The 20,049-nt window shown below is 35.3% G+C and carries 20 protein-coding genes; 3 read left to right on the forward strand and 17 right to left on the reverse strand.

Features of this window, described 5'->3' with window-relative positions; genetic code table 11:
* Positions 1 to 35: 35 nt before the first annotated feature.
* The 4 genes from IQ283_RS08175 to IQ283_RS08190 all read right to left on the reverse strand — a co-directional run bounded on the left by IQ283_RS08175 (position 36) and on the right by IQ283_RS08190 (position 9,477).
* Positions 36 to 5,705, reverse strand: a complete 5,670-nt coding sequence (locus IQ283_RS08175; RefSeq protein ID WP_194219704.1) for a PQQ-binding-like beta-propeller repeat protein — start codon at positions 5,703 to 5,705, stop codon at positions 36 to 38.
* A 225-nt stretch (positions 5,706 to 5,930) separates the two neighbouring features.
* Positions 5,931 to 8,396, reverse strand: a complete 2,466-nt coding sequence (locus IQ283_RS08180) for a cell wall-binding repeat-containing protein (RefSeq protein ID WP_194219705.1) — start codon at positions 8,394 to 8,396, stop codon at positions 5,931 to 5,933.
* A gap of 308 nt (positions 8,397 to 8,704) precedes the next feature.
* Positions 8,705 to 9,175: a hypothetical protein gene (locus tag IQ283_RS08185; RefSeq protein WP_194219706.1), complete on the reverse strand. Its 471-nt coding sequence runs from the start codon at positions 9,173 to 9,175 to the stop codon at positions 8,705 to 8,707.
* Between the two features lie 14 nt (positions 9,176 to 9,189).
* Positions 9,190 to 9,477, reverse strand: coding sequence for a hypothetical protein (locus IQ283_RS08190; protein ID WP_194219707.1), 288 nt, complete (start codon positions 9,475 to 9,477; stop codon positions 9,190 to 9,192).
* 348 nt (positions 9,478 to 9,825) lie between these two features.
* On the opposite strand from IQ283_RS08190, the gene IQ283_RS08195 reads away from it, so the two are divergent.
* Entirely contained in the window at positions 9,826 to 10,254 is a 429-nt protein-coding gene (locus IQ283_RS08195) for a DUF2538 family protein (RefSeq protein ID WP_194219708.1), read from the forward strand.
* A gap of 73 nt (positions 10,255 to 10,327) precedes the next feature.
* On the opposite strand, the gene IQ283_RS08200 is transcribed toward IQ283_RS08195, so the two are convergent.
* The 9 genes from IQ283_RS08200 to IQ283_RS08240 form a co-directional block, all read right to left on the reverse strand.
* Positions 10,328 to 10,846 (reverse strand): hypothetical protein, encoded by a 519-nt coding sequence (locus IQ283_RS08200; protein WP_194219709.1) that lies wholly within the window; start codon positions 10,844 to 10,846, stop codon positions 10,328 to 10,330.
* A gap of 13 nt (positions 10,847 to 10,859) precedes the next feature.
* Positions 10,860 to 11,000 (reverse strand): hypothetical protein, encoded by a 141-nt coding sequence (locus IQ283_RS08205; RefSeq protein ID WP_206759441.1) that lies wholly within the window; start codon positions 10,998 to 11,000, stop codon positions 10,860 to 10,862.
* Between the two features lie 68 nt (positions 11,001 to 11,068).
* Positions 11,069 to 11,860 (reverse strand): hypothetical protein, encoded by a 792-nt coding sequence (locus IQ283_RS08210; protein ID WP_194219711.1) that lies wholly within the window; start codon positions 11,858 to 11,860, stop codon positions 11,069 to 11,071.
* A gap of 73 nt (positions 11,861 to 11,933) precedes the next feature.
* Entirely contained in the window at positions 11,934 to 12,323 is a 390-nt protein-coding gene (locus IQ283_RS08215) for a hypothetical protein (protein ID WP_194219712.1), read from the reverse strand.
* Positions 12,310 to 12,579: a hypothetical protein gene (locus tag IQ283_RS08220; RefSeq protein ID WP_194219713.1), complete on the reverse strand. Its 270-nt coding sequence runs from the start codon at positions 12,577 to 12,579 to the stop codon at positions 12,310 to 12,312. Before IQ283_RS08220 ends, IQ283_RS08215 begins: the two co-directional genes overlap by 14 nt.
* 251 nt (positions 12,580 to 12,830) lie before the next feature.
* The gene (locus IQ283_RS08225; protein WP_194219714.1) at positions 12,831 to 14,348 is read right to left on the reverse strand and encodes a PIN-like domain-containing protein; all 1,518 of its coding nucleotides are present in this window, start codon (positions 14,346 to 14,348) and stop codon (positions 12,831 to 12,833) included.
* A gap of 195 nt (positions 14,349 to 14,543) precedes the next feature.
* The gene (locus IQ283_RS08230) at positions 14,544 to 15,116 is read right to left on the reverse strand and encodes a hypothetical protein (RefSeq protein ID WP_206759442.1); all 573 of its coding nucleotides are present in this window, start codon (positions 15,114 to 15,116) and stop codon (positions 14,544 to 14,546) included.
* The gene (locus tag IQ283_RS08235; protein WP_194219716.1) at positions 15,116 to 15,517 is read right to left on the reverse strand and encodes a hypothetical protein; all 402 of its coding nucleotides are present in this window, start codon (positions 15,515 to 15,517) and stop codon (positions 15,116 to 15,118) included. The genes IQ283_RS08230 and IQ283_RS08235 overlap by 1 nt, the downstream gene beginning before the upstream one ends.
* Positions 15,510 to 15,716, reverse strand: coding sequence for a hypothetical protein (locus IQ283_RS08240; RefSeq protein ID WP_194219717.1), 207 nt, complete (start codon positions 15,714 to 15,716; stop codon positions 15,510 to 15,512). The genes IQ283_RS08235 and IQ283_RS08240 overlap by 8 nt, the downstream gene beginning before the upstream one ends.
* A 329-nt stretch (positions 15,717 to 16,045) precedes the next feature.
* Here IQ283_RS08240 and IQ283_RS08245 point away from each other — a divergent pair, with 329 nt between their 5' ends.
* Complete coding sequence (locus tag IQ283_RS08245; protein ID WP_194219718.1) at positions 16,046 to 16,477, forward strand: helix-turn-helix domain-containing protein; 432 nt, start codon at positions 16,046 to 16,048, stop codon at positions 16,475 to 16,477.
* On the opposite strand, the gene IQ283_RS24380 is transcribed toward IQ283_RS08245, so the two are convergent.
* From IQ283_RS24380 to IQ283_RS08265, 4 genes are all read right to left on the reverse strand, one after another.
* Positions 16,456 to 16,653 carry a Spo0E family sporulation regulatory protein-aspartic acid phosphatase gene (locus IQ283_RS24380; RefSeq protein ID WP_194219719.1) on the reverse strand — a complete coding sequence of 66 codons (198 nt, stop codon included), beginning with the start codon at positions 16,651 to 16,653 and terminating at the stop codon, positions 16,456 to 16,458. The two genes, IQ283_RS08245 and IQ283_RS24380, sit on opposite strands and share 22 nt — an antisense overlap.
* A 298-nt stretch (positions 16,654 to 16,951) precedes the next feature.
* Positions 16,952 to 17,617, reverse strand: coding sequence for a thermonuclease family protein (locus IQ283_RS08255; protein WP_194219720.1), 666 nt, complete (start codon positions 17,615 to 17,617; stop codon positions 16,952 to 16,954).
* Between the two features lie 102 nt (positions 17,618 to 17,719).
* Entirely contained in the window at positions 17,720 to 18,025 is a 306-nt protein-coding gene (locus IQ283_RS08260) for a hypothetical protein (RefSeq protein WP_194219721.1), read from the reverse strand.
* A 234-nt stretch (positions 18,026 to 18,259) separates the two neighbouring features.
* Complete coding sequence (locus IQ283_RS08265) at positions 18,260 to 18,538, reverse strand: DUF1433 domain-containing protein (RefSeq protein WP_194219722.1); 279 nt, start codon at positions 18,536 to 18,538, stop codon at positions 18,260 to 18,262.
* A 109-nt stretch (positions 18,539 to 18,647) separates the two neighbouring features.
* Between IQ283_RS08265 and IQ283_RS08270 the strand changes: the two genes are divergently transcribed.
* A complete protein-coding gene (locus IQ283_RS08270) occupies positions 18,648 to 20,048 on the forward strand; it encodes a lipase family protein (RefSeq protein ID WP_194219723.1) in 1,401 nt (466 codons plus the stop codon).
* Position 20,049 lies beyond the last annotated feature (1 nt).

Below are 20,049 nucleotides of genomic sequence, written 5' to 3' on the forward strand. Positions count from 1 at the left end.
GGAGCCAGCTAATCTGGCTCCAACTATAATAATCTCTAATGGCTTTGATGCATTTGAAGCGCATCAAATGCCGAACCTATTACTATTACTGGTACAGTGGTTGTTCTGACCGTTCCGTTAATATACTCTACCTCAAAATCAAAATTCACTACACCACCAGCAAGCATTGTATCTGGTTCTGACATTTCAGGTTCGTATATTTCTCCTGTATATAGTTCTCCAGACTGCTGAGCGAGGTTAGCGAATAGAAGCATATTATTACCGCTCACTTGCTTCCCTTCAAATTTCACTCTCACATAATTAGCGGGATAGTTAGTAATTTCTGCGTCTAACATAAATGTTTCACCAGAGTAAAATTCGTTTGGCGCGTTACCAAGTGCAGCATGTTTCTCATTCCACTTGTCTGTATGCTTTACTGTACCAGTAATTATGAGATCTTTTACCAATACTTTTTTCGTTTCAGTATCGGTTGCATCAAATGTGTCTGTGACAGTTTGTTTAATCATGTACTCACCAAGTTGATCAGTTTTAAAGGTGAAATCTTTTGTTGTTTTAGTGAATGTGTTGCCATTTGGCTTAGTGACCACATATTTAAACGTTAACGGGTCTTTATCCGGATCGGTAGCAGTACTTGTCACCTTCACTGTATCACCAATGAAATACTCTGTAGCGTCTGTTTCAAACCCTGCCTCTGGTGGTTGGTTAACAACGTTGATTTTTTTAGTAACAGTAGCATGATCACCTTCATCATCGGTCACTGTTTGTTTAATGATATAATCACCATTTTGCTCGACCTCAAAGGCTGGATTTGGTTCATTATAAGTCTTCTTCGTCTTGTCAGGAGCAGTTATTTCATAAGAAACGATAACTGGACCGCCATCTTCATCAAACGCTTTATTGGTTACTTCAACCGTTTCTCCGCGTACATAAATTCCTTTATCTGTTAGGAATCCAGGTGTAGGGAGAGTTTGCACCCATTGAGATTTCGAAAATGTATCAGAAGCCCCCTGTGGATCTCTAACTACTTGCTTAATGGTATATGTGCCAGTTTCCGTTGCCTTAAAGCTTGGGTTAACAGCGGATGAATTGAACTTAGTTCCGTTCGGTCGGGTTATTTCATAGTTATAAGTTAATACATCTCCATCCGGATCGGTTGCTGTAGAACGAATGTTGATCGTTTCATTTTTATAGTACTTAACCTTATCAAGCTTAAATCCTGCTTTTGGTGGTTGATTAAGTACATTTACCTTTTTAGAAATAGAAGCTTGATCTCCTTCATCATCTGTTACGTTCTGCTTGATTATATACTCTCCAAGCTGAGTTACTGTGAAGGAAGGATTTTCAGCTGTTGAAGTTTGTTTTGAACCATTTGGAGCAACAACTTCATAACGATAAGTTAAATTCCCTCCATCTTCATCAAATGCACTCGAGGTTATTTTCATTGTATCCCCTCTAACATAAGATGTTTTGTCCGTGTCAAATCCTGGGGTTGGAAGCGTCTGCACCCATTGTGTATGAGTGACAGAATCTTTTAACCCATATGGGTCCGTTACTGTTTGTTTAATGGTATATGTGCCAGATACATTAGCGATGAAAGATGGATTTATAAGACTTGATGTGATGGTTTGTCCATTTGGTTTCGTTATGTCATAGGAATAGCTCAATGGGTCTCCATCTGCATCAAAAGCAGAAGATGTTATCGCGATTGTTTCACCCTTATAGTATTTTGATTTATTAAGGCTAAAACCTGCAGCTGGTCCACGATTCAATACAGTGATTTCTATTGATGTGTTTGCCTTATCTCCTTCGTCATCTGTTACAGTCTGCTTAATTGTATACTTGCCGAGTTGATTTACAGAGAATGTAGGATTAGCAGAAGTGTAAGTGGACTTTTGCCCATTTGGTGCAGTTACCTCGTAAACATGATTAACTGTACCGCCATCTTCATCAAAAGCGCTAGTTGTTACTCGTACGGTTTCCCCTCTATAAAAAGAAGCCTTATTAGTTGAAAAACCTGGAGTAGGAAGCGTTTGTACCCATTGTGATTTTGTCATTGAATCTGATAAACCTGATGGGTCTGTAACTGTTTGCCTCACAATATAAGTACCAGTTTGTGTTGCAGTGAAAGATGGATTTATTTGATTACTAGTAAACTTACTGCCATCAGGTCGCGTGATTTGATAAACGTGATTTAGAGAATCACCGTCTGGATCAGTTGCCGTTGATGTAATCCGGATCGATTCTCCTTTATAATATTTTGATTTATCAAAGTTAAAACCTGCTGTTGGAGGTCTATTAGCAGATGTTACAGAAACAGTTCGAGCAAAGTAATCCGTTGCACCAGAAGTATCTTTTACGGTTTGCTCAATCTTGTAAGTACCTGGTACAAGAGAGCCGAAATTAGGATTTTCATTAGTTAAAGTAAAAGTTGTTCCATTCGGTCTAGTGATTTTGTAAAGATACGTTAGAGGGTCACCATCTGGATCGGTTGCTGTACTCGTCACGTAGACTTTCTCATTATTTAGGTAATCTGTTTTATTAGTCGTAAAGCCCGCTTTTGGACCTCTATTACCTACATCCACTGATTTAGTGACCGAATCACTTTCACCATTACCATCAGTTACAACTTGATGAATGGTATACTTTCCTTTTTGAAGTGGATTTGAAATAGTTGGATTAACTGTGTTAGTTGAATACTTACTACCATCTGGACGAGTAATCGTATACGTATGTGTTAGCGCATCTCCATCTGGATCAGTAGCAGTGCTAGTAATTTTGATCGATTGCTCATTATAATACGATGGTTTGTCCGTATTAAAACCTGCTTTTGGACCTCTGTTTACAACTTTAACCGTCTTCGTAACAGTATCACTACCACCGTTCCCATCGTTTACTACTTGTTTGATCGTGTAAGTCCCTTTTTGTAAAGAAGTAATAGACGGATTCGTAGTATTGGTAGTATATTTCGTTCCGTCAGGACGAGTAATTGTATACGTATGTGTTAATGAATCACCATCTGGGTCAGTCGCAGTACTGGTTACTTTAATTGTTTCATCATTGTAATAAGATGGTTTATTTGTAATAAAACCTGCTTGTGGTCCCCTGTTAAGAACTGTAACTGATTTTGAAAATGCGTCACTCCCACCATTACCATCACTTACAACTTGTCTAATGGTGTAAGTCCCCTTTTGAAGAGAAGAAATAGTTGGATTTGTTTGAGTCGTATTATATTTACTGCCATCTGGACGAGTCACTGTGTACGTATGAGCTAACGAATCACCATCGGGATCTGAAGCGGTACTAGTAACTCTGATTGATTGGTCATCATAATAAGTTGACTTGTCAGTGTTAAATCCAGCATTAGGTGCTCTATTTAATACGTTTATGCTACTTGAGTAGGAATCAGTTCCGCCAGCTCCATCATTCACCGTTTGAGAAATTGAATATCTCCCCAATTCAGTGACTTTGAAAGAAGGATTGATACTACTTGAATAGCTCTTTATACCGCTAGGTGATGTAATAACATAAGAATGGGTTAGCGAATCACCATCCGGGTCTGAAGCGGTACTTGTGATTTGAACATTCTCCCCACGAACAAAAGACATTTTATTAGTAGTAAAACCCGCATTTGGTGGAATATTGACAACATCAAAACTCTTCCACGGACTATACAACCATTCATTGAACTTATTCATTAGTTTTAATCTATATTCGTAGTTTCCCCTTGGCGCGTTATCAGAAATTTCCATAGCAAGGATACTCGGCGGTGTACCATTACCGCTCTTATACATTGCATCTGAACCATTTGGGTATCTTACTTCGAAAACATAAGAACGCTGGCTGTACTTTTGAGTGATAGAAAGGTTAAATTCATTAGTATCGCCTCGGTTTATCACAGAGTATTTTGCAAGAGCGGTAGGATGACGCATGTCAACAACGTCGAAATTAGAAATTTTTTCATTTGCTCCGAAGTTATCAAACTCTTTTTGAATATCCCCCACATCAGCGGTTGTTTTAAAGTTAAACTGACCTTCTGAATCAGGAATAAAAGAATTAGATATATTAAAAGATCGGTTAACTGGAACTTGGAACTTTGTTTTGTCTTGAGGCATTAGTTCATCCGAATAATCTGAACCTGCATTATTTGAATATGTTTCGTTAAATAAAGGTATTGATGTATTAGAATCCTTATTAGTTATTTCAAATTTCGATTGCTGTGAGTTAGTACCGTTGAAATCAGTGTAAATATCATAATCGAATGTTCCAGCGTTACCAATTTCACTACGTAGTGAAATGCTAGGCATTGTATCTGAATAAAAGTTGACACGTGCTCCTTGAGCAACATCATTATTGACACTTTGATCAGCGATGTAAAAATCAGGTCGTCCCTTAAATCCAGCTATCTTATCATTGTTTGCAGCAATTAAGTGATTATCTGCACCAATTAAAGTTATTACACTGGCACCAATATCAAAGTAATCTCTCGGTGTCATCATGGTTTCATCAAGGTACCATTCAACTTTTTCCATCGTGCTAGGATCCAAAGCATAAACACGTCCATTAGCATCCCCAAAATAGAGTAAACCACTTAGTAATATAGGAGTAGTTGTAACTGGAGCGTTATGGACATATGTTTTCTTTGAATCGATATCGCTTTTACTATGCCTACTAATCGTTCCATAAGAACTTGAAACAGAGGACTTAAGGGTACTGGCATAAACGTAATTTTCATCGATTGCAGATCCGCCAATAGATTCATATCCTCTAGTAGGAGCATCACCCACGTAGGCTATGTTAACTAACTCACCAGCTGTATCATGTTGATAAATTCTACCTTCTTTATCGACTGAGTATATTAAATTACTCTCTCGATCGAATGTAGGAGCTCTTGGTATACCTGCAAAGTAGTTGATAGTTTTGGTTGGCTTAATACCATACCCGCTATTACGAATTGCATGATCGTATATATATCCATAACCTTTATCAAAACCATGATCTGTTGTGACTAAAAGGTCGCTACTTGATATCGCAGTCATTCCAGATATAGTTCCTCCGCTATCAATACCTCCGGTCCATTTGAGAGACATACTATTTGTATCAATCATTCGAATCAGAGTCTCTGATGCAGCTGCTAAATAATCACCACTACTAACATAACCAAAATGATTTATTGGCTCACTGTTCATAGTCCCGCTGAATTGTATCTCTTGATCATCTTGGGCATCATCTAATCCATAACCCGTCAATTTACCTATTTTTCCGTTTGAGGTACCAAAGAACAAAGAATTTCCTACACTTGAAGAATTTTCTCTATACCCCTCTACAGCACTTGTTACGTCTCCATAAGAACTTGGAAAACTTTTAATAAACGGGTTACCAACTTTATAAGATGAAGTGACAAGATCTGTTCCGGTTTGGTTATTTATTGCTACTATGTCTCGACCGTCTCCAAAGTAAAGTCTGTAATTCGTTAGTACCATACCTTTTTCAATTGGAGCGTCATATACCCGATCATAGATCCAGGAGTTACCCAAAGGGACTTTTACGGTCGAATCAGGATAATTGTAAGAACGATAATAATCTGCACCAACGTTGATAGCCCCTTTTCCATGAACCCTTTCTGCATATGCATTCTCAATAAATTGAATGCTAATTAAATTTATAAGAAGAAATACTAGACAGTAGATTGCTATTTTTCTAACCATCCCTTGCACCTACTTGTCTATATATCCATATCAAAGAAGTCACCTCCTGAACACAAAAAGCCCCCTAAACAGAGCCATCCTTACTAAATCAGTAAGAATGAATCGTTTAGGGGGCATCCCTGTCTATTAAACTTTTACACTAGTATTATATCACAGCAAGAAAATTGTGGAAACATTTCACCGAAATAAAAAGCAACTCCTATAAAAATAGAAGTTGCTTTTTTGTTACTTTTTTAATTGTTCTTTAATTGATTCAGAAACCACGCTTTTACCGCCATATAGATATACTGACTCTACATTTCCTTTAAAGTGATTAACCACTTCATCTTCGACTTCATCTTCAGCTGTAAGTAGAACTGGAAGATTGTGATCAAACGCAAAGCGAGAGCCACTTAATGCATCTGCAAAGCTAAAAGCGTTCGTTAAAGCAATAGATCTCGTTTCAGGGTATAGCTTCTTAGCAATTTCAAGAGATGTGATATAACGGTTTTCACCAGAGATACGATCAATCGTCTTGATTCCTAGCTTAGTGAGCTCTTTTTCAACAGAAGTTGAAACTACCCCGGTACCACCGATGATCGTTACTTTTTTCAAAGTATTTTTCTTTGATGAGATATAGCTTGCTACATCTTCTTGGAGCTTATCACCTTTTGTATTGAGCATGATAGGAATTTCCTTCTTAGTAGCATAAGGGACCACGCTAAGTGCATCTGCAAAATCCATACCATACGTTAAGACTATTTCTTCAGGGTTCTCATTGACTTTATCAGCAATTTTCAAAGCTGTTTGGAATCGAGTTTTTCCGCCAAGACGCTCGGTTTCAAACTCTTTTGCGAAGGCCTTTTCAATCTTTGGAGAAACTGCTGCATCTCCTCCCAACAGGACCACCTTTCCATTATCTTTTAAGACACGCTTTGCCTCTTTTAGTTGTTCATTAATTACAGCCTGGTTATCACGAACGAGTAAGACAATACCATTCATTTTATTATTTAGAACTCCACCTGTAAGTGCATCCGGAAAGTCAGATCCAGAGGCCAAAAGAACAGTATCAAGAGAATGAGCAGGAATTTCTTGTGAGAAAGCTTTAGAAGTTTCATATCGATCATCACCGGAAATCCGCTTATATTCAAGTTCAGTTGGTTCAGGTTGAGGAATGGATGGTTTTTCTTTAGTTGTAATTGATTTAATACTTCCCTCACTGCTGTTTCCAGTTTCATCTACTGTAGTAAATTTATAAGAATAAGATGTATCTTCTTTAAGTTCTATATCAGTAAATGAATTGGTTTGAGTTTCAGCAATTTGCTTTCCGTCTCGATAAATAACCACCTTATCAAAATCTTTATCAGTTGGAAGAGTATAGTCAAAGGTTACTCTCTCATGGGATAATTCATTTACAAGGATATCCGAGATCTCACTAGGAGCTGTTGTGTCTACTTCTACTGGTTCAGGTAAAGTTGTGATGTTTTTAGAAATTCCACCGCTCTGATTACCAGTAGTATCTACTGTCACGAACTTATAAGAATAACCTTTCTCTGCTGTTAGACCAATATCTTCAAACGTTCCAGTGTTACTTTCATAAATCTTACTTCCATCCCGATAGATAAGGACCTTATCAAAATCAGAATCTGAAGGTAAAGCAAAATTAAATTTGACACTATTTTTTGTTAAAGAACTAACTTCCAGACCACTGACTTCTTTAGGAGGAGTGGTATCTTTTTCTGGTTCTTGTACGTCCCCTTCAAAATCCATTTTTACTTGATAATCAGGATTTTTTAGAAACCCATTTTTAAGTGAGAGTACAAACTTACCAGTGTAATTCGAATTTTCTATTTCAAGAGACTTTGAATAAGTTTGATTTGGAATGCCTATTACAGCCTCACCATCAATCTTATCGTAACTTCCATCTTTTAATTCTGCATAAACTCCATAAGTATTATAATAATCTTTATTTGCTTCCTTCCAGTAGTTATACTCCTCTTCATCATACTTAACAGAGTAAGTTAACTTCCCTTTTGAGCTAGCTTCAATGGAGAAGTTGTCCATTTCGTCATAATGGTTATTCCACTTTGTATTAACCCAAGTGTTCTTCTCAATTAATGCACTTTCATAGAGATCCCAAGTCTTATTAAAAACTGTATTGGGTTCAAGTGCGTCGCCTGAAGGACTATTCACGCCATATACAATTCCCATATTGTAAGTAGAATCTGCCTCTTCATTCTTTTTAACTCTAATAAAAACGTCATTATCATTGATATGAGAATACCAAGAATACACATTTCCGTCAGCAGAATCTTTGATTCTTTGGGAGGCATCATCAGGATATGCTACCGTTCCAAAAGAGCCATCATAACGTGTTGAAAAAATATCAACATCTGGATAGTTATCCTTTGGAATTGTTCCTGTTTTGTCTTCAGGATGGAAAGAAACATTTACTTTACCAGGTTCTGCTAAAGTTACCTTATACCAATCCACATCACCTTCACTAGAAAAACTTCCTTCTACAAAATTAGTCACCTCTTTGGCAATACTATTTGATCCAATAAGAGATAACACCTGTGCAGAGTCTTTCTCATTGTTTGCTTCTTTCTCTTGAACAATGGTGTCGTTTAAAGACATTGCTTGTACGCCGGATACAGGAATACTTGAAAGGACCATCCCAGCTGCTAGTACACTACTCATCATTTTCTTCATCTTAAATCCCCCTAATAGTTTTAGATCATGATCTCATTTCTGGGAAATCCATCCTCTTCATACATTATCGGATAGTTTCGTAAAAGGTTTAATAAAACACAAAAAAACGGCCTTTGAACCGACTCATAAATACTTGAATTGAAAATTTTCAATTCAAGTAAAAGAATCAGTCCAAAGACCGTTAATTATGTAGTAAATAAAAACCCGCTAACCTATAATAGGTTGCAAAATAAATAAGAAATGGGAATCATGTCCCTTTTATTATATCGAAGCGGGATTAGATTAGCTACACTTAATTGAAGATTTTATTAAAGCGTTCTCAGACCGTTTATGATTTTCTGTTGTTCTGTCTTTATACTAAGGTATTCTTTTCTTAAATTATCTTTTTCAATTTTATCCTCATTTGCCATTTCTACTGCGTCTAAAAACATTTGATGTTGATTATTCATTAAGGTTATTACAGCCTGATGGATTTCAAAGAATGTAGGATCTGGAGTCATCTCGTCGATACTTCTAACCATCTCGTTGGATTTCTCAATATTAGTGCGCATCATGTTTCCAAACTCTTCATTAGATAACTCTTCAGTATATAATTGATCGACTGACTTATTATAAACCGCTAACAATTTATTTGAATTATCTATAGCGCCTTTAACTTTGTTTTGATACTCTGTCTTTGCTTCAGGCGCAGCTCCTTCTTCTTCTTGTGGTTCTCCACCACAAGCCGTAAGTAAAAGCAGAACCAATACTAAACTCCCCATTACTAACTTCTTCTTCATTTTTTTATTCCCCTTCAAGAAGTTTTTTTCTTCCAACTATAGTTCCATGTTCGGTTTAAGTATGTTGATTGCTCCGGGTTATTCTCATGGTGAAATATCGTGTACTCGTCATGACGAAGCACCACTCGATTTGTTTCTATTTCTAAGTCCGCCCTGACACTTTTTTCAAATAACTCTGCAGTAACCGTATTTGTGTAAACGTTAACTACTACACCTTCGTATTCCTTACCATTGATAATTGCTTTAATACCATCTCCTATGTTCGCTGAATTGATATTTGGAGATTGAATCGCTTTTCCCATTTCCTCCAGCTCCTTTTTTAAAATAAAAAATGCCCCAAAACATGAAATAGACCAATGGTCTAATCTCAGTTTTGGGGCATTCCCAACTATTATTCTATTAAACATGTGCAAGGGACTTTCTTAATTTAATATTATACAAGTATATGTCTTTAATATCAACAAACCACACTAAATCAATGGTGTTTTCCGATTTATAGCTCTAAGTCTTACTACTGGCAATTCCTGAATTAAAAATGAGAATAGGCAAAGGTTTATACGAAAGTTTAAACCCTTTTTTATAGCAGGTGACATCAATGTTATGTAGAATTCATTTTAGTAGTATTAAATCTATTAGAGAGGTGAGAGCGGATGTACTATATCGATGAAAATCATAGTTCAAATTTCGAAACTGTAATAGAACGTTGGCCAAAAGCTGTTACTAATCTTGAGTACCTTACCTCTTGCTATATTCTTTCTATACCAATGATTTATGAGAATGTAAGTAAGTGGCTAGATGAGTTCGAGACACCAGTGGATTGGATTTGGGAGTGGGAGTGGAAGTATACTCTAACCCAAATTGACCCCATTTATATTGAGGATCATGAGAAGGCTAAAGCTGTAGAAATTCCTTATGACCTGACAAATTCTATGATTCAATTAGGTAAGTTCTCATTAAATATGTGGAATAGCTATGAATATTTCAACCTGATGGAATGTATATCTTCATTGGACCAACCAAATTACCAAGCAGTAATTAATGCGATTCATTTAAGAAAAGGTCAATTGAAAGAATTATAAAAACTAGTACCTAATTCTGGTGAATGTATGGACTAAAAAAACAGACTCGTATCCAACACGAGTCTGTTTCACTTTAAAATAAGCTCAATTGTTCAGTTCCAATCATAACCTCATCTTCATGGTTCTCGTTTATTAGTTTATTTGACTTCTTCCTATTAATCTTAGTTACTTCTTCTAAAGAATTTATCGATTGTACAAAGAAGAAATTATTAATTGATTGTACTCCAACAAATACATTTTCAAGAGTATAGACATACGCTTGAGTCATACTTCTATATTTCATTTTTTGCTTTAGTAGATAAATTTCCCCCATTCTAATACGCTCAGAATTAAAACATGCCTTTACAAGTAATACTTCTTCAGTTTTAAATTCATAAACACTCTTCCTACCTTCCTCATTTTCATGATGATCACTTTCACCAATCTTCTTAGCATGTTTTCTCTGATAGCAATTACAATGATTCTTTACATCATCATCAATCCCATCATAGTAGCAATCATCTTTTCCCATATTGCAAAAAATATATCTACCACAACAACTAAATCCCTGTTTCGAAAAACCGCTCTTCGTATATGTCGCTGTATCTTTCATCTTACGTCCTCCTCTAATCGAGTATTGAGCAAGGTCTGAAGAGATCCACTTTCATTTGCTCATTACTTTTATTTGCTTTCTTAATAAAGTCTTTTAACGAAATAGGTGCCTTCTTCGTTAGTTTTTCTATAAGTTGAATGAGTTTTTTCTTCATTACGTCAAACATTCTCACAAATATAAAAAAAAGACTTCTTCTCTTTTTTGATAGGAAGTCTTCTCTCTTCAAGCGTTTAAATCTAATCCTTTACGTTCAAAATATGTGGTATCTAACATCCAATGATTATAGGGATCCGTAACCAGATCCAAATCAAGTTTAGTAAATGGTTTTTCAAATGAGCTCCATGCTTTTAGTTTCATTTGCTTCATTGATTTCTTAAGACTATTTAATTTATTAATTTGCTGTTCTGCCAGTGATTGAAATTCATATGCTTCCATGTACTCACCAGATTCCAGAGCAGCAACAATGTTCCTCTGACAAGCGTTTAGTATATGCACAGCACCCATCTCTTCTAGTACTAAATCCAAGGCTTTCTCACTTGTTAAGAATGGAATTAATCCTCGAGTACTCCTTTTCCTCTGACGAATAAAACCAGCTTTCTCATAGCAATACCCAGGGTTTCGTGATTCGACGGCATTAGGTGAAACATATGTTAATAGTCCATCAGTCGGTAACTTCCCCCAAATATCCACTATGGCATAGACCGCCATCTTGATAAGGTCACTACTTTGATAAATTGACTCGTTACGAAATGCTGTGTTTTCAATACAATCATATCCGTCTTTCCTTTTATATTTCGTTCTCCATGCTATAAAAACAGCTGAGCAATCTGCTGTTCGGAGGACGATATTCTCTCCTGGTCTAGTAAACTGTGTAGCACCAATCGTAACTCGACTATAATGACGGTCCAATAAAATTCTAACTGCCTGATCACCCCTATTAGTGACTATCCAATCACCATATGTCCTTACTTCGTCTACTTCAGACCAATCCAACATCATTTGTGCATCTGCCACACATACCCCTCCTCAAAAGAAAATGCAGCGTATTTTAGGTACGCTACATTTCCTGTTGTAATTAGTTTGATATTCATAAAATAGTTTTTGCGTAAGCAAATTTCCCTCTACAATGAACTTCCTCTGCGTAATCAACATAAGTCCCGCTCTTTTGATGGAAGAAACGTATCGTTTCATAGGGGTTATAGTATATAACCTCCATTCCATTAGGGACCTCGTTGTCTACATCATGCAAAACACCTCTGATATAAGCATGGACTCGCTTTCTTCTTATTTCTAACGTTTTATTTCTACCTGCTTGTGACACCTTGAAAACAGCTTCCCTAAGACAAACAGATTCACAATGAGCGAGTACTAATCCACTTTTTGAATCCCTAATACTGTAACCGCCACCTTGATTAAGGTTTCTATAAACATCAACAACACTACCTAATGACACCGATCGCCCTTTATAGCTCTTCATCGTTACCACACCATTCCTGTTCTGATAACCAAAAAAAGTTGACCGTTGCAGTGCCAGGTTCATAATAGAAATCATGACCATCTTCAGTAATACACGGAACAACATGATGAGAGTCTGACTTCCGCTCGATCAATCCGCATTCAAGAAGACAATCGTCTTCATCTTTATCATAGGAAAGCATTTTATTAGCTATGATTTTTCTAATTCTTAAATGCTCTCTTTCTGATAATGCCTTCGGAAAAAACAACTTAGTCACTCGAATTCCACCCATTTAGAACACCCTCTCAAAATTTTTACATTCTTCCCTTCTGCAGTAGACCAGCAAAAAAAAGCAGCCTTCTGAGCATGATAAAAGACATAAAGGTGTCCTTAATCAACCCAAAGGCTGCTTTTTGTATATTTTGTCACCGCTAACCACAAAGTGTGGTTGCAAAAAGAAATAAATGTAATAAAATACAATTTGATTATATCTTATTATTTCTTTTGAATAAAGTATTTTTTCAGCTATTAATCAACGTTAGAACCACCACAATCGGCACAAACAGGATTTAAAAAAGGTTCCTTAAATAATCTCCCGCAAGATGGACAAGAAGAATAGCTAGAACTACACTTTTCACAAACTGCATCACCAGCATTTGTTGAATAATTAGCATTTCTTTTGCCACAATCAATGCATCTATCAAAGAAGAAAGGGTCATCATCTTCATTTACTTTTTCCTCGAAAGAAATAATCTCAAAGCCACCAGATTCTGTGTGAAGTGAATCCAACTTGATCCAACTTGGTTCGAATGTTTCATTCTTTAAGATTTCATCAGAGTTAATATCAAATTTAATGCTGAAATTTCCAGACAATTCTATTTTCGCGCTTGACTGATGAGTATACTGATCTCCATATGACTCATATATCGTTGTAGATAATAAGACATTAAGATTTCCATCAATTACTGTTTCTCTATCAAAAACTTCAATCGAAAAATCATTAATTTCTGGGGAATCATAATCTGATATATCTACATCAGCCAGAACATTGCTTACACATTCTTGTAGTTCACCACTGTGGACTAAATAGTTTGTCAGTTTAAATTCATCACTTTCTAGTATAGAAAACAACCCTTTTGTACTGAATATAAACTCTAATATATCATTGTAATTGAGTTCCATATTCCTCAATAAATGGTCTTCTTGATCATAATTAGAAAGCATAACTACTAAATCATTAAGTTCCCAAAAATAAAGGTTTTGTGTACTGTAATCCTTAAATTCTTCAAATAATAAACGATCTGGAAATTTATTTCCTTTTTTGTCTGAGGTCCATTCTTTTTTATCTGAAGTTAAATATATTACATCATTATCTATACTTGCAGCTTTTTCTAAAGTTTCTTTCCAAACAATCAAATCACCAAATTTTTCACGTTTTGTAGTATCTTTTTGGTCTTTTTTTAAGTCTTTATATCCAGGGGGGATTTGATATTTAAATCGTTTTTCACCTTCATCGTATATATCTAATAAAGTAGAAATTGCGAAGCCGGCGCCGATACAACCATTTTCTTTAAGTTCATTAATAAAAGGCTCAATTTTATCATTTTGAAGCATAAATTTATTTTTCTCGATCTCATCTTGGTTAGAGTCTTTATATTCAGTTGCTATTTTTTTTATTTCTGTCGTCAGTTTTTTAATATCTTCTTCGAGGGCTTTTATATTAGGGTAATGCCGCCTTTTATATTCATATAAAACTTTTTCAAAAGAATTATTTGCGTTAAAAACGATGTTTTCCAAATCTTGTTTAACGTTATTAATCTTTTTAAATTCCTTGGCTATTACAAATTGCTTATTTTTATTGTACTCTTGGTATACTTGCGCTGGAATAAATAATTGTTCTTTTGATATCTCTTTTAATAGATTTAAAGCACTTTCTGACTTTGATGGTGCACCCCTATATAAGTCAAAAATAGAACTAGTATCAATTATTAGAATAGGTTTTTTTCCCCATATACTTTCAAATTCCTCCTGAGATAATTTTTCCAAAATATTACACCCGCCTTTATTTATTTCTAATTTCAAAAAGATGAACTTGATTATTTTATAATATTAAAGGAAAATGCTAAAGATAATACATAAAAACTAGTATCAATTACCGTTAAATAGTAATTGAAACTAGTTTTATTATCCATTATTACCTAATTAAACTATAACATTTCAGCATCGGGTTTCGTGGAAACTTTAATTACATTCACAATTTTGCAAGACTTGCTTTACTATTAAACGATTCGTTTTCTTTGGAATTTCATTTATAAAGTCATAAGTTATCAATTCAAGCAATCTCTCTAAACTAAAGTCATGATCGGGATAAAGCTCAGCCATATCATCCAAGAGTACTTCACCCCGAAGCGCCTCATTTCGATCTAACTTAATGGGCACACAACCCATCCGCTTCTTATCTACGTCTTTATATATACCTGTGGCAGTTCTTACTATTGGTAAAGAAGTGGTGCGCACCAACACTCTATTGTATAGTTGATCAAGCCCCTCTCCGTTTCGAACTTCCAAAAGGAATTGATCATACAACAAACTGATTAAGTCAGAAATGGTAAATGCCTTTTCTAAATTCCCAATTATACTAACGTCCTCACAAAGTACTTTTGCTCTAATAATGGATGACGAAGGCAACCTAAGTGTAAGACTTACTTTTCTACTCTTTAATAAAGTAGAGAGAAAACGATCTATAAATCCATTATCTTCGAATGCACTCATTTCTTCTTCTAATAAATCCAATCTGCTATAAACCCTTTCCATTAAGCAACACTCCCACGTTTTTCAGTTAGAAGACTTATTAAGATACGGTGAGTAGCACGCCGAATACTACAATCCCATTCTGCAGCTAGAACAACCAATTTATCGTAATGTTCTTTCGATAACTTCACATGGACATATAATCTTTCATTAGGATAATCAAGCTCTGGCAAAAAGTTTATATACCCCCTTGATAAACCTTCTTCTACTAATGTAGAAGTATAGCTTGTAATACTCGGCGAGATTGATAGTGCTCTTATCTTTAGTTCGGATTTTTCTACTAAAGAAACACGTACTTTTATATCGCGCTTTGAGTCACTCCTCTTCTTTCTAGATCCCCTTTCAGATGATGATGTTCTCTTAGTCACAGGTTTAGAAAACATAGGATTTAAGTTTTTACTCATAAGTGTTTTCCTCGCTGATGCTAATACGAATTATTCCGTCATAACTGGACGTATAAACTGGCTTTACAGGCTTTTTCATATCATCATGAACCAGGGATTTTATGTAAGCCTGGAAGTTTCCTTTTGCATTGACAAACTTTAAGATCTTTTCATCTTCCACCTTATCCAAATTAAATTTTATCGTTTTCACCTTTTCCATAATCTTATATCCTCCTGTCCTATTGTTCTTTGTTCTAAGCTATGAGAACAGGAAAAAGATAATTCACATCATACTCATTTAGTTGTTTGCATATACTGAACAACAAAAAGGCCCCTACAAAGTAGGAGCAATGTGTGGGAGCTGCGAAGCATTTAAAGTATCACAGCTTTCGATATAGAAGTTGCAATTGTTCTAATTATAATTTACGTCCATTTTCAACTGCTTTTTTTAATTTTTGGGTTTTAGATTGTTTATAACGAATCATTAGTAACACCTCATTTACTAATAGTAATTAAAATTAGTATCACCATTAAAAAGGAGGAACATACATGGATAAAGTTGTTTATCAAATTGAAGTAAGTAAAACTACTGATTCAAAACTTAGAGATTGTGTTATTAACCTACAATGGGGACAATCCAACACTAATGAACCACCAATTACAGTCGAGGATATTATTAAAGGAGCAATTTGGGAGTTTTTATCGCAATTTGAAGAGCCTAAACAATCTAATTCTATAATGGCCATCTTGCTTGATGCTAAGAATACTAATTATCTGATACGGAACAATTTTAAAAGTATTATGCGAGAAAAAAAGATGAGACAGGTGGATCTTGTTGCTGAAACAGATATCAACAAGACCAATCTCTCTCAAATTTTAAATAATAAGTACGCTCCTGGCCTCGACTCTTTCCTCCGAATATGGGCAGCTTTAGATTTCCCTAAGATTACTGATTGCATTTATATAGAATATCTAGATTGATCATGACTATAACTAATTTGATACCGATAAATAAGTTGGTCTAGCTCATGACTGACTGCTAATGTTGATTGATGTGTAAACCCATATTCATTCACTTGATTACTTAATATTGTTTTCTTCTCCTCAATAAGAGTAAGAAGGTCTAGTTTTTCAAAACATCTAATTGGCGATTTCATCGCTTCCTTTCTTTAATTTGGTGTTAGATGCTGAGGAATGTTTAAATAGGGTATTATATATCAGTTTTAAAGTGTAGGCCAATAAAACCGAACCAAGAAGTATGACAATATAAATGACCATTAATACTAGAAATTCGGCAAGCAACATCAATAAAATATTATCAAAGTATTTCAAGTAATAGTAATTCATGTAAGAGTCTACTATATTCTGTAAGGAAAAAACATAGAAAAAGAAGTAAAGCGGGAAAAGATATTTGTGTGGCAGGTCTAATAGCTTATTTAACATTATTTTGTCTCCTTATTCCATCAAGCCTTCAAGTAGCTCAAAGGCTTGAAATAGATCATTATAGTTTGTATCCTCAATATGTTCTACATCTATGTATGTATTAGTAACGGATACATCAAAACCATAATCCGTAACATACCCAGGTATAGAGTGAATCTTAATTTTATTACGTTTTGCTACTTTTTCAGCCTGCTTATAATCATCTACATATTTGAACTCATCATGTAAATAAGCCACTCTTGCATAACCACGTTCAAGTAATATTTTTTGCACGCTTTCGCCTTCTAATGTGAAAAAGTGAGCAAGGAGTCGGCCATACTTATCATATGTTGCCTTATTATCGATTTCGATGAAAACTGATTTGTCTTCAAGAAGAGTTGCAGCGAATGTGGACGCTTCTTTTCCGTATGGTTGAATAACGTTGATGCTTTCCGGTCCGTCTATTGCGATCAAACGTGTTGGAATACGCCCAATTAAATTTAAATCTGATATAAGGGCTTTAGTTTCTTGCGATGGATCTATTCCCCTAAAGTCATATAATTCAGCGGTATCGGCATCGACCTGCTTAGCAACCTTTGCCTTAATCCACTCATTATTAGAAGCACGCTTCAATAAAAGTTTTTTCTTTTGTGAATCCAAATCACTTTGTTTTTGCGACAACTTCGTTAGTACTTCCATTTGGTTTAGGTAAGCCTTCTGGTGAACTGAGAGCTTGATAAAGCAAAAATAGTAAACTGCTAACTAAAATGGATAAAATAAAAATTTTGCGTCCCTTGCTCACTATACTAATTCCTTCATTTCTAACGTGGTGTCACTTATTTTCGCTATATATTCTAGACACTCTTTCACTGGGTATTTAACCAAACTATCATGCTGGGAAAAAATAACCCCTTTATGCTTCATTATACTTAGTAGTTGATTTAGGGTTATATCCCCCCGCTGAATACGATTAAAATGGATTAATACAATGTGCTTCCATTCGCTTGAATCAGTTGCAATGTACGCTTCTCCCGTCACTTGATAACTTAGAATTAACTCTGTTTTCTTAGTACGTTCTTTCATTTTTTTATCATCCTGTTGGTTCACTTTCTTTTCCCCTCCCAACAAAAATAGACCCCTTTAATGAAAGCAGCAGAACTTTATCCGCTGATTTATTAAAGGGGTCTTCCCTAATTATTAATTTAGTATATAATACCATATTTTTGCAACTTAAACTACAGATGTTTGAATTTAAGTAATTATTAGGCATCATTTCTAGTTCATCAATAGCTTTACTAATTTATGATTAAGATAGTTAAATGACGAATTCTTTAATGCGAATTAATCTTCACAAGCGACCTCTTTACATTCCTCTTTAATTTCTGGAAATCCTTCTCCTTCACTAATTCCTCCTATAAATAAACTATCGTCAACATCCATTTCGAACTTAGCATTACCATTAACCGTCCCTCTAAGTGCAAAATTCCCCATAGGACTACTGTGATCATCACTAAACTCCACTGTCTCTACACCATTATAGTTATTTCTTATATACTTTTCTGCCTTCTCTTCAGCTTTTGCGACAAAATCTTCATTATGAGTTTGATCGTTAGAGTTCACACTGCATCCTCCTAAAAGTATAATGAATACAATAGCAAAAATATGGATTTTTTTCATAATATCACCTCTTTTTGGGAAATAGTAACTTTAATTTGAGGAGGAAAAAATGATGAAACTAAGAGATTATGAAGCTGCTTACATTTCTTTTACCACATATTCTCCTTTTAAAAAAATCATAAGAATAAAAAATGTGAACGGAGAAATTTCTACTTGGAAAACAATTGATAAGATTACGGATGTTGATACTGGGCTTCAAGGCTTTGTTATACAAAATGTTAATACAGAAGAAGTTGTTATTAGTTTCCGAGGTACAGAAATGCCCACTTCAGAAAAGAAAGAAATAAAATCAAAATATGTTGGTTCACCATACCAGGATGCTATGTTAGCGTCTGGAGAGGCACAAATTGAGAGCGGCAATATCATATATGAAAAAGAATCTATGAACCCGGCTAGTATAATTGAAGCCGACAAAGACGTCACCGAAGACGTGGAAGGGATCATCCTTGGAGATTCCAATTATACCAAAAAGAGGTATGGAACAACAGTTTATTCGGGTACACCTTCGCAAGACGCTAGTCTAGTAAGTGGTAAAGCTGAATTGGATCATAAAGCAGGTACAATAACTTACATCCATAAAAATCAATTTACGGAAGCAAAGGATAAAGTAGATCAATATGTAGAAAAATTTGGTGCAAAAAACATTACTTTTGTAGGTCACTCATTAGGAGGAGGTTTAGCACAGTATTTCGCTATTACTAACGACTCAAACTCAGTAACATTTGCAGCAGCTGACATCTATTCTTTGCTAACTCCAGAACTACAAAAAAGGGTGGATAATGGGGAGTATAAAGACAACTCAATAAGTTACACGTTTCCTGACGATGTTGTAGGCACACATTATAAAAAATCAACAGGTTCCGTTTATTACATGAGTGATCCTAGTAAATCAGGTATGCCATGGATCGAAAGTCACGGAATCACAAACTACTTATCAAAGAAACTATATAATGAAGATGGATATTTTGTGCCGGAAGTACTTTACGATGAAAATATTCAAGCCCAACTTACCACCTCTCCTCTTGCACTTAAAAATAGTGGAGTTTCTGATTTTCAAATAAAGATTCAGGAAGGTTTAATGAGGGTTTATGTCCAAGAGATGAAACAAAGCGAGGAACAAATAGAAGCAACTAAACAGGCTCTAATAGAATTCTTAGATACTTACATGAACAAAATGAGAGATATTAAAAGCAAATACCTTAATGCAGTGGGTAGTGGTCAATTTGATAAATTAAATACATCAGATGTAGAAGGGAACTTTCAAGAGTTCACTAGACCTCCAGAAGAAGGAGTACCTATGCTTTTTGATATCCAAACTTTTGATAGCTTGATGACAGCTTTGGGTGAGACTCATCAGGATACTACAGACCTTGCATATAACATGGAGAGAATGAGCGATGACTTGGAGCGAGCAGACCAATTACTTGCCCAATGGCTACGATACGAATCTTAAT

The sequence above is a fragment of the Pseudalkalibacillus hwajinpoensis genome (assembly GCF_015234585.1).
Classification (GTDB): Bacteria; Bacillota; Bacilli; order Bacillales; family Guptibacillaceae; genus Guptibacillus; species Guptibacillus hwajinpoensis_B.

What these genes read in the sequence shown, in the direction of transcription:
- IQ283_RS24380 (WP_194219719.1), bottom strand. Translation starts at nt 16,653, where the DNA reads ATGAAATCGCCAATTAGATGTTTTGAAAAACTAGACCTTCTTACTCTT.
- IQ283_RS08270 (WP_194219723.1), top strand. Translation starts at nt 18,648, where the DNA reads ATGAAACTAAGAGATTATGAAGCTGCTTACATTTCTTTTACCACATAT.
- IQ283_RS08235 (WP_194219716.1), bottom strand. Translation starts at nt 15,517, where the DNA reads ATGAGTAAAAACTTAAATCCTATGTTTTCTAAACCTGTGACTAAGAGA.
- IQ283_RS08240 (WP_194219717.1), bottom strand. Translation starts at nt 15,716, where the DNA reads ATGGAAAAGGTGAAAACGATAAAATTTAATTTGGATAAGGTGGAAGAT.
- IQ283_RS08175 (WP_194219704.1), bottom strand. Translation starts at nt 5,705, where the DNA reads ATGGTTAGAAAAATAGCAATCTACTGTCTAGTATTTCTTCTTATAAAT.
- IQ283_RS08190 (WP_194219707.1), bottom strand. Translation starts at nt 9,477, where the DNA reads ATGGGAAAAGCGATTCAATCTCCAAATATCAATTCAGCGAACATAGGA.
- IQ283_RS08200 (WP_194219709.1), bottom strand. Translation starts at nt 10,846, where the DNA reads ATGAAAGATACAGCGACATATACGAAGAGCGGTTTTTCGAAACAGGGA.
- IQ283_RS08245 (WP_194219718.1), top strand. Translation starts at nt 16,046, where the DNA reads ATGGATAAAGTTGTTTATCAAATTGAAGTAAGTAAAACTACTGATTCA.
- IQ283_RS08195 (WP_194219708.1), top strand. Translation starts at nt 9,826, where the DNA reads ATGTACTATATCGATGAAAATCATAGTTCAAATTTCGAAACTGTAATA.
- IQ283_RS08215 (WP_194219712.1), bottom strand. Translation starts at nt 12,323, where the DNA reads ATGAAGAGCTATAAAGGGCGATCGGTGTCATTAGGTAGTGTTGTTGAT.
- IQ283_RS08255 (WP_194219720.1), bottom strand. Translation starts at nt 17,617, where the DNA reads ATGGAAGTACTAACGAAGTTGTCGCAAAAACAAAGTGATTTGGATTCA.
- IQ283_RS08230 (WP_206759442.1), bottom strand. Translation starts at nt 15,116, where the DNA reads ATGGAAAGGGTTTATAGCAGATTGGATTTATTAGAAGAAGAAATGAGT.
- IQ283_RS08205 (WP_206759441.1), bottom strand. Translation starts at nt 11,000, where the DNA reads ATGAAGAAAAAACTCATTCAACTTATAGAAAAACTAACGAAGAAGGCA.
- IQ283_RS08185 (WP_194219706.1), bottom strand. Translation starts at nt 9,175, where the DNA reads ATGAAGAAGAAGTTAGTAATGGGGAGTTTAGTATTGGTTCTGCTTTTA.
- IQ283_RS08180 (WP_194219705.1), bottom strand. Translation starts at nt 8,396, where the DNA reads ATGAAGAAAATGATGAGTAGTGTACTAGCAGCTGGGATGGTCCTTTCA.